This is a genomic window from Kitasatospora sp. NPDC085464 (assembly GCF_044541955.1).
Taxonomy (GTDB): Bacteria; Actinomycetota; Actinomycetes; order Streptomycetales; family Streptomycetaceae; genus Kitasatospora.
On sequence record NZ_JBITTM010000102.1, the window covers coordinates 1 to 7,699 of the forward strand.

Consider the following 7,699-nt stretch of genomic DNA (forward strand, 5'->3'; position numbering starts at 1 on the left):
GGACCGCGCACACGATGCGCGCCGCCGACCGTGGGAGCGAACGCGGGAGACCAGGACACCCAAGACCGTTCGGGGCGTCCGGCCGTGCAACTCATGCACAGTCAGTAGGAACGGTGGGCGAGGGCGGATTCGAACCGCCACAGCCGAAGCGGGGGCTTTACAGGCCCGTGGGCTCGCCGGTGCCCAGCTCGCCCTCGGGGGGCGTCGACACCCGTGCACGACACGGAAGGAGGAAGGAGGAGAACGGCAGCCGCCCGGGCCACCGGGTGGGCCCGGCTACGGGCGGGCGGCGGCGCGGCGGGCGTACGGGGGGCGGTGATAACCGCGGCCACGGGCCGGTACGGCGGTCATGGCGAACCCCCCTTTCGCTGCGCGGTGGTGTCCGGCGCCGTCCGGCGCGGTACGCCCCCACTGTGCCGCAGCGCCGGACCGGGCCGCAAAGGGTTTTCCGTTCCCCCGCTCCGCCGGCCCGAGGACCGGCCCGGAGACCGGCCCGGAGACCGGCCCGAAGACCGGCGCCGGGAGGTTGTCGACCCCCATCCTGCCAGGTCAGGCAAGGTTCCGGTAGGACTCAGCACACCCTTGTTCGCCCTTGCGGCGCGGTGGGCGCGGGCCGCAGACTCGTGCAACATCCCACCCCCTTCCACGGCCTGACGTGCCGGCGCCCCCGTTGCGGGCAGCCCGGTGCGTGCCGGCGCCGTGCCCGGGGGGCGGTGGTGCGGAGCAGAGCGACGAAGGGGGACGCAGGACATGAGCGGGACGAACGTGCACGGGGACCTGGTGCTGAGGGCGCGGGTGCGGCTGCTGAGCCACAACGAGCGGGTGCTGCACGGCGAGGAGGGGCTGTGGGTGTACCGGACGCTGTTCGCGGTGACGCCGCACGTGTACGCCTACCGGCTGGCGCTGGTGCTGCGGGAGGCGGCCGAGGGGCCGCGGGTGGCGGGCCTGCCGCAGGCGCGGGAGGCGCTGCTGGCGGAGGCCCGGGCGGCGGCGGCCCGCATCCCGGCCGACGCGCCGGCGTACCAGCGGCGGATGTGGGAGTACGCGGTGGCGGATCTTCGGCTGACGGAGCAGCAGGTGGGGCGTGCGGGACAGTAGGCGGTCGCGGGATGGTTGCGGTACAACGATCCCTATTTGACGATTGATCGGAGAAAAGTATGAGCAGGTCGGGACTGTCCCGCCGTTCCCTCTTGGCCGGGGCGGCCGCCGCGGCCGGTGCCGTCGTCGTCGGCTGGGACACCTCCGCCCGGGCGTGGGCCGCCGAGCCCGGGGCGGACGTCGCCGAACTGCCCGCGCTGGACGGGTCGGTGACGCTGCAGGGCGCGGGCCTGGAGCGGTTCTCCTCCGACTTCGGGCACCTGGTCGCGCAGGCGCCGCGGGCGGTGCTGCGGCCCGGCTCGGTGCGCGACGTGCAGCAGGTGGTGGCGTTCGCGAGCAGGCACCGCATCCCGGTGGCCGTCAACGGGCAGAGCGGGGACGCGGCGCAGGTCGGCGAGGCGGGGCTGGAGTCGCACTCCAGCTACGGGCAGGCCAATGCGCGCGGCGGGATCGCGATCGACGCGCGCGGCCTGTCGACGGTGGTGTCGGTGCGCCCGGGGCGCGCGGTGGTGGAGGCCGGGGCGACGTGGGCGCAGGTCGTCGAGGCGGGGCTGGCGCAGGGCTGGGTGCCGCCGTGCCTGACGGACTACCTGCACCTGTCGGTGGGCGGCACGCTGAGCGTGGGCGGGATCGGCGGCGGTGTGCAGCGCTACGGCCTGCAGGCGGACCGGGTGCTGGAGCTGGAGGTGGTGACCGGCACCGGCGAGCTGCTGACGGCCTCGCCCGGGCGCAACCGGGAGCTGTTCGAGGCGGTGCTGGCCGGCGGCGGGCAGGTAGGGATCATCGTGCGGGCGACGCTGGCGCTGGTGCCGGTGCGCGAGCGCGCCCACGTCTTCTCGCTGTACTACGACGACCTGGACGCCTACCTGGCCGACCAGGAGAAGGTGATGGCCGAGGGCCGCTTCGACCTGCAGGTCGGCGACGTGGAGCGCAGCGCGGACGGGTCGCGGTGGCGGTACAAGGCGGAGCTGGTGGCGTTCGCGGACGCGGGGCACGCAGTAGAGCGCGAGGCTCTCCTCGCCGGGCTGCGGCCGGCGGCGGGCGGGGTGTCGGTGGTGGAGCAGAGCTGGCGCGAGTACGCGTTCCGGGTGGACGCGTTCGCGGGGTACCTGCGGGCGGCGGGGTTCTGGGGGCTGCCGAAGCCGTGGCTGAGCGTGTTCCTGCCGGCTTCGACGGCGGGGGTGTTCATGGCGGAGGCGGCCGCGCTGCTGGGGCCGGCGGATCTGGGGGCGGGGCTGCTGCTGTTCTACCCGTACCTGCGCGAGCGGGTGAAGGCGCCGCTGGCGGTGCTGCCGCAGGGTGCGGTGGGCTGGCACTTCGACCTGCTGGCGTTCCCGGGGCCGGGGGCGGACACGGCGGCGATGCTGGAGCGCAACCGGCGTCTGTACGACCGGGCGGTGGAGCTGGGCGGCAAGCGGTACCTGATCGGGGCGGTGCCGGGGATGACGGGGGCGGACTGGCGGCGTCACTACGGGGGGCTGTGGGAGCGGGTGGTGCGGGCCAAGCGCCGGTTCGACCCGGCGGGGATCCTGGCCCCGGGCCAGGGCATCCACCCCGCCTGACGGACAAGGGCGTCCACCCGGTCTGACGGACAAGGGGCCGGCCGTGCGTCCTTCGCGCGCGGCCGGCCCCGGGTGTCAGCCGATCTCCATCTGCGCCATCATGCCCATCGCCGAGTGGTCCAGCAGGTGGCAGTGGTACGGGTAGCGGCCGCGGTAGGAGTCGAAGGTGGCGTGCAGGCGCACGCTCTCGCCGGGCAGCAGGCGCACGGTGTCCTTGAGGCCGGACTCCTCGGGGCCGGGTGCCTTGCCGTTGCGCTCCAGCACGCGGAACTGCACCAGGTGCAGGTGGAAGTTGTGCGGGACGTCGGTGTTGGCGTTGACGACCGTCCAGATCTCCGAGGTGCCGAAGGCGATCTGCGCGTCCACGCGGTCCGGGTCGTACACCTTGCCGTCGATCGTGCCGCGCGGCGCGGCGCCGCCGGTGCCCTCCTCGACCTTCAGCACCACGGTGCGCTCGCGCACCGCCGGGCCGGGCGCGGGCAGGGTGCGCAGGGTGTCGGGCACGCTGCTGGAGTCGGCGGCGGAGCGCACGATGTCGAAGCGCATCACCTGGCCGACGTGTTCGGCGGGGCCGGGGGGCATGGAGTTGGTGAGGACGACGGTGGAGCCGACCTTGTAGCGGGAGAAGTCGATGACGACGTCGGCGCGCTCGCCGGGCGACAGGTCGATCGTGTCGGTGGTGTGGGGGCGTTCCAGCAGGCCGCCGTCGGAGCCGATCTGGGTGATCGGGCCGCCGTCGGCCAGGCGCAGGGAGAAGAAGCGCAGGTTGGAGGAGTTGAGCAGGCGCAGCCGGTAGCGGCGGGCGGCGACCTCGGCCTTGGGCCAGGGGCGGCCGTTGGCGAGGATGGTGGTGCGGTTGAAGGGGTCGTCCATGCGGTAGACGAGGTTGCCGGAGGCGTCGAAGCGGGCGTCGCGCAGGGCGATGGGCAGGTCGTAGCGGCCGGTGGGCAGCGGCAGGGCGCGTTCGGTCTCGTCGGTGAGCAGGTAGGTGCCGGCCAGGCCCCGGTAGACGTGCTCGGACTCCATGTGGTGGGCGTGGTCGTGGAACCACAGGCTCGCGTGGGGCTGGTCGTTGGGGTAGGTGTAGGTGCGGCTGGCGCCGGAGTCCAGCAGGTTCATCGGGCCGCCGTCGCTGGCGACGGGCACCCGGGAGCCGTGCAGGTGGACGGAGACGGCGTCGTTCAGCAGGTTGGTCTGGCGCACGATCACCGGCCGCCCGGAGCGGGCGCGGATGACGGGGCCGGGGAAGGCGCCGTTGTAGGTGAGGACCTCGGTGCGGTGTCCGGGCAGGATGCGGGCGTAGGAGCGGAGCATGGTGACGGAGTAGGTGTCGGCGCCGCCGTCGGTGGAGACCGGGCTGAGCACCGGGGGCACCGGCAGCGCGGTGGTGAACTTCTCGACCAGGCCGGGGCCGGCGTCCGGCCCGGGGTCGGGGGCGTCGCCCGCCGGGTGGGTGTGGGCGGCCGCGTCCTGGACGGAGGAGGCGGAGGCCGCGTCGGCGGAGGCGGCCGGGCGCAGCGTGGTGCGCATGAGCAGGACCCCTCCTCCGGTCGCCAGGGCGGCGCCGATCATCCTGCGTCTGCTCACCATCGCGTGTTCCTCCCGCGTGCTCCCCCGCCTGCCCTGCGGGTGCGGGGCGGCCTTGTCCGGGGGTGATTGCAGCAGCGCCGCCTTGGGTGCCGCTTGGGTCCGGCTTGGGCCGGTGCGGGCGGGCGGGGGGCGGGCGGGGGCGGTGCGGGCGGGGGCGGGTGGGGGCGGTGGGGGGTCGGGCGGCGGTGAGCTGCGGGTGTTGCGGGCGCGTTGCGCGGCGCCTTCACGGTGGCTCGGGGTGCGGTCGAGGAAGGCTCGCGGCACGAGGCAGCCCCGGGCCCGGTGGGCTCGCAGAGGACTCGAAGGGAAGGGCCCAAGCGTGGACCTGCGGTACTGGCTGCCGAGGGCGGCCGAGGTGGCCGAGCGGTGGGGCGAGCGGTTCGGTGCTTTCACCGCGCACCCCTCGCACCTGGTGGACGAGGCGGACTTCGCCGCCGCGTTCGAGCGCTTCGCCAAGCGTCTGGAGCACAACTACCCGTTCTTCCACCCGCGTTACGCCGGGCAGATGGTCAAGCCGCCGCACCCGGCGGCGCTGGTGGGCTATCTGACGGCGATGCGTTTCAACCCGAACAACCACGCCTACGAGGGCGGGCCGGCGACCAACGACATGGAGCGCGAGTGCGTGGCGCAGCTGGCCGCGATGTTCGGCCTGCCCGCGCACGTGGGTCATCTGACCAGCAGCGGGACGATCGCCAATCTGGAGGCGCTGTACGTGGCGCGGCAGAGCCATCCCGGCAAGGGGGTGGCGTACAGCGCGCAGGCGCACTACACGCACAGCCGGATGTGCCACGTGCTGGGTGTGGCGGGTCATGCGGTGGCGTGTGACGCGGAGGGGCGGATGGATCCGGGGGCGCTGGAGGAGGTGCTGCGCACCGGGCGGGTGGGCACGGTGGTCGTCACGTGCGGGACCACCGGGGCCGGTGCGGTGGACCCGGTGCACGAGGTGCTGGCGCTGGCGCGCCGGTACGGGGCGCGGGTGCACGTGGACGCCGCGTACGGCGGGTTCTTCGCGCTGCTGGCCGCGGACGACGCGGTGGCGGCGGACCTGGGCATCGACGTGGCGCCGTGGCGGGCGATCGCCGGGTGCGACTCGGTGACGGTGGACCCGCACAAGCACGGCCTGCAGCCGTACGGGTGCGGTGCGGTGCTGTTCGCGGACCCGGCGATCGGCCGGCACTTCGCCCATGACTCGCCGTACACCTACTTCACCGATGCCGAGCTGCACCTGGGTGAGATCAGCCTGGAGTGTTCGCGGGCGGGTGCCTCGGCGGCGGCGCTGTGGCTGACGCTGCAGTTGCTGCCGTTGAGCGTGCAGGGGCTGGGTGCCGGTCTGGTGGCCGGGCGGCGGGCCGCGCTGGCCTGGGCCGATCTGATCGAGGCCAGTGGTGAGCTGACGCTGTTCCAGCGGCCGCAGCTGGACATCGTGACGTACTTCCCGACCCCGGCGGGGGTGCCCGCGCTGTCGGCGGTGGACGCCGCGAGCGGGCGGGTGCTGCGTCGGGGCATGGCCGATGAGCAGGACCCGGTGTTCCTGAGCGTGCTGCGGGTGGACGCGGCCGACTTCGCGCGCCGTCACCGGGGGGTGGTGGCGGACGCGGACGGGGCGCGGGTGCTGCGCAGTGTGCTGATCAAGCCGGAGGCGCAGGCGTGGCTGCCGCGGCTGCACGCGCGGGTCGCGGAGCTGGCAGCCGAGGCGGTCGCCGAAGCGGTGGCCGCGCCCGCCCCCTCCCCCTCCCCCTCCCCCTCGTCCTCCTCTTTCCCCTCGTCTGCCCCCACGCCCGTCGCACAGTCTGCCCCCACGCTTGTCGTACCGCCTGCACGCCCTGCCCCCTCGTCCGTCACCTCGCCCGAGGAGAGTGCCCGTTGACCACCGTCACCACCCTGCCCGCTGCCACGGGCACCGCCCCGCGGCCCGCCGCCGGGGCCGCCGATACCACCGCGGCCGCCGCGGCTGCCGCGGCTGGCGGCGTCGCCGTACGCCGGGCCCGCCCGCAGGAGGCGCCCGCCCTGGCCGCCCTGCTCGCCGAGGCCTTCGCCGACGACGCGCTGATGCTGTGGGCCTTCCCCGACCCGGAGCACCGTGCCCGGGTGATGCCCGCGTTCTTCCGTGTCCACCTCGAACAGTGCCTGGCCCACCGGGGCGTCGTGGTCGCCGCCGACGAGGCCGGCACCCTGCTGGGGGCGCTGCTGTTCCTGCCGCCGGGGGTGTGGGAGGAGCCGGGGCACGCCGACGGCGCCGCCACCCGCGCCCTGGCCGAGGCCATCGACGCCGGACGGCACGGCGAGTGCGCCCGCCGTCTGGACGCCATCACCCGCCTGCAGGAGCGCCGCCACCCGCGCCACCGCCCGCACTACTACTTCGCGTTCATCGGCGTGCACCCGGGCGCCCGCTCCGCCCGCGCCGGTGAGGCGATGCTGGAGGCCGTCCTCGCGGAGGTCGACGCCGCCGGACAGGCCGCCTACGCCGAGACCAGCTCCACCGGCGGCGCCCGCCTGTGCGAGACCCACGGCTTCACCCGCTTCGGCGAGGCCATCGCCCTGCCCGGCGGCGGACCCCGCCTGGCCCCGGTGTGGCGGGGGCCCCGATGACCGCGCCCGCACCCGCCGCCGAGAGCGCGCTGCGCCTGTTCAGCGCCGAGCGCATCGACGCCGGCCACGCCGCCGCGCACCCCGAGGCCGTGGAGGTCCTCGACTGGGCCCGTCGCTTCCTCACCACCGCCCACCCCGACCTGGGGCGCAGCGGCCCGGTGTGCCCGTACACCCAGCCGTCGCTGCGCCGGGGCCTGTTCCACATCGCGGTCGCCGACGGTGACGGGGACGGGGATCTTCCGGCGCTGGTGGGTGAACTGCGCGCTCGTTACGACGAGTTGCTGGCCGGGCTGACGGAGGAGTCGGACCGTGAGCTGCTGACGGTGCTGCTGGTGCTGCCCGCGCTGGACCGCGGCGATTCGACGGCGTTGGACGAGGCTCAGCGCAAGGCGAAGGACGAGTTCGTCGAGCAGGGCCTGATGATCGGGCAGTTCCATCCGGTGTGTGAGGAGCCGGGTCTGTGGAACCGGACGTTCCGGCCGTTGCGGGCGCCGGTGCCGCTGCTGGCGGTGCGCAAGCTGCTGGTGTTCGACCTGCCGTTCCTGACGGGTGACGAGACCCATCTGAACCACTACCTGGCGCGTTTCGCGCCCGAGGTGCCGGCGCGGATCCGTGACCAGCTGGTGTCCAGTGTGCGGGCCCACCAGGGCGCCGTCTCCTCCTGACCCGCCCCTTGCTCGCGCTGCGCGCGCGGAGCCGGCCGACGCCGGGTTCCGCGCGCGCTCGCGCGTGTGCGGCGCCGTCGGGTTCGAGGGGGCCGTGCGGTCAGACCTGAATCCGCAGGTAGTGGGGGAGGATGGCGGCTGATACGACGACAGGTGCGCTTTCGGTTTGAGAAGATCGGGGTTCCTACACCGTGA

6 protein-coding genes and 1 tRNA gene are annotated in these 7,699 nt (G+C 74.6%); 5 read left to right on the forward strand and 2 right to left on the reverse strand.

The window, feature by feature from the left end; genetic code table 11:
- Positions 1 to 114: 114 nt before the first annotated feature.
- Positions 115 to 194 (reverse strand) — tRNA-Tyr (locus ACIGG8_RS42515).
- Positions 195 to 750: 556 nt separating this feature from the next.
- On the opposite strand from ACIGG8_RS42515, the gene ACIGG8_RS42520 reads away from it, so the two are divergent.
- Together ACIGG8_RS42520 and ACIGG8_RS42525 are read left to right on the forward strand one after the other, a co-directional pair.
- Positions 751 to 1,098, forward strand: coding sequence for a hypothetical protein (locus tag ACIGG8_RS42520; RefSeq protein WP_396553943.1), 348 nt, complete (start codon positions 751 to 753; stop codon positions 1,096 to 1,098).
- A 59-nt stretch (positions 1,099 to 1,157) separates the two neighbouring features.
- On the forward strand, positions 1,158 to 2,660 hold the full coding sequence (locus ACIGG8_RS42525; RefSeq protein WP_396553944.1) for an FAD-binding protein: 1,503 nt from the start codon (positions 1,158 to 1,160) through the stop codon (positions 2,658 to 2,660).
- A gap of 75 nt (positions 2,661 to 2,735) precedes the next feature.
- Here the strand turns inward: ACIGG8_RS42525 and ACIGG8_RS42530 are convergent, their stop codons facing one another.
- The gene (locus ACIGG8_RS42530; RefSeq protein WP_396553945.1) at positions 2,736 to 4,250 is read right to left on the reverse strand and encodes a multicopper oxidase family protein; all 1,515 of its coding nucleotides are present in this window, start codon (positions 4,248 to 4,250) and stop codon (positions 2,736 to 2,738) included.
- Between the two features lie 319 nt (positions 4,251 to 4,569).
- Between ACIGG8_RS42530 and ACIGG8_RS42535 the strand changes: the two genes are divergently transcribed.
- The 3 genes from ACIGG8_RS42535 to ACIGG8_RS42545 are packed head-to-tail and all read left to right on the forward strand — an operon-like array spanning position 4,570 to position 7,504.
- Positions 4,570 to 6,117, forward strand: coding sequence for a pyridoxal phosphate-dependent decarboxylase family protein (locus tag ACIGG8_RS42535; RefSeq protein ID WP_396553946.1), 1,548 nt, complete (start codon positions 4,570 to 4,572; stop codon positions 6,115 to 6,117).
- On the forward strand, positions 6,114 to 6,839 hold the full coding sequence (locus ACIGG8_RS42540; protein ID WP_396553947.1) for a hypothetical protein: 726 nt from the start codon (positions 6,114 to 6,116) through the stop codon (positions 6,837 to 6,839). Before ACIGG8_RS42535 ends, ACIGG8_RS42540 begins: the two co-directional genes overlap by 4 nt.
- Complete coding sequence (locus ACIGG8_RS42545) at positions 6,836 to 7,504, forward strand: DUF6875 domain-containing protein (RefSeq protein ID WP_396553948.1); 669 nt, start codon at positions 6,836 to 6,838, stop codon at positions 7,502 to 7,504. Before ACIGG8_RS42540 ends, ACIGG8_RS42545 begins: the two co-directional genes overlap by 4 nt.
- The last annotated feature ends 195 nt before the right edge of the window (positions 7,505 to 7,699 follow it).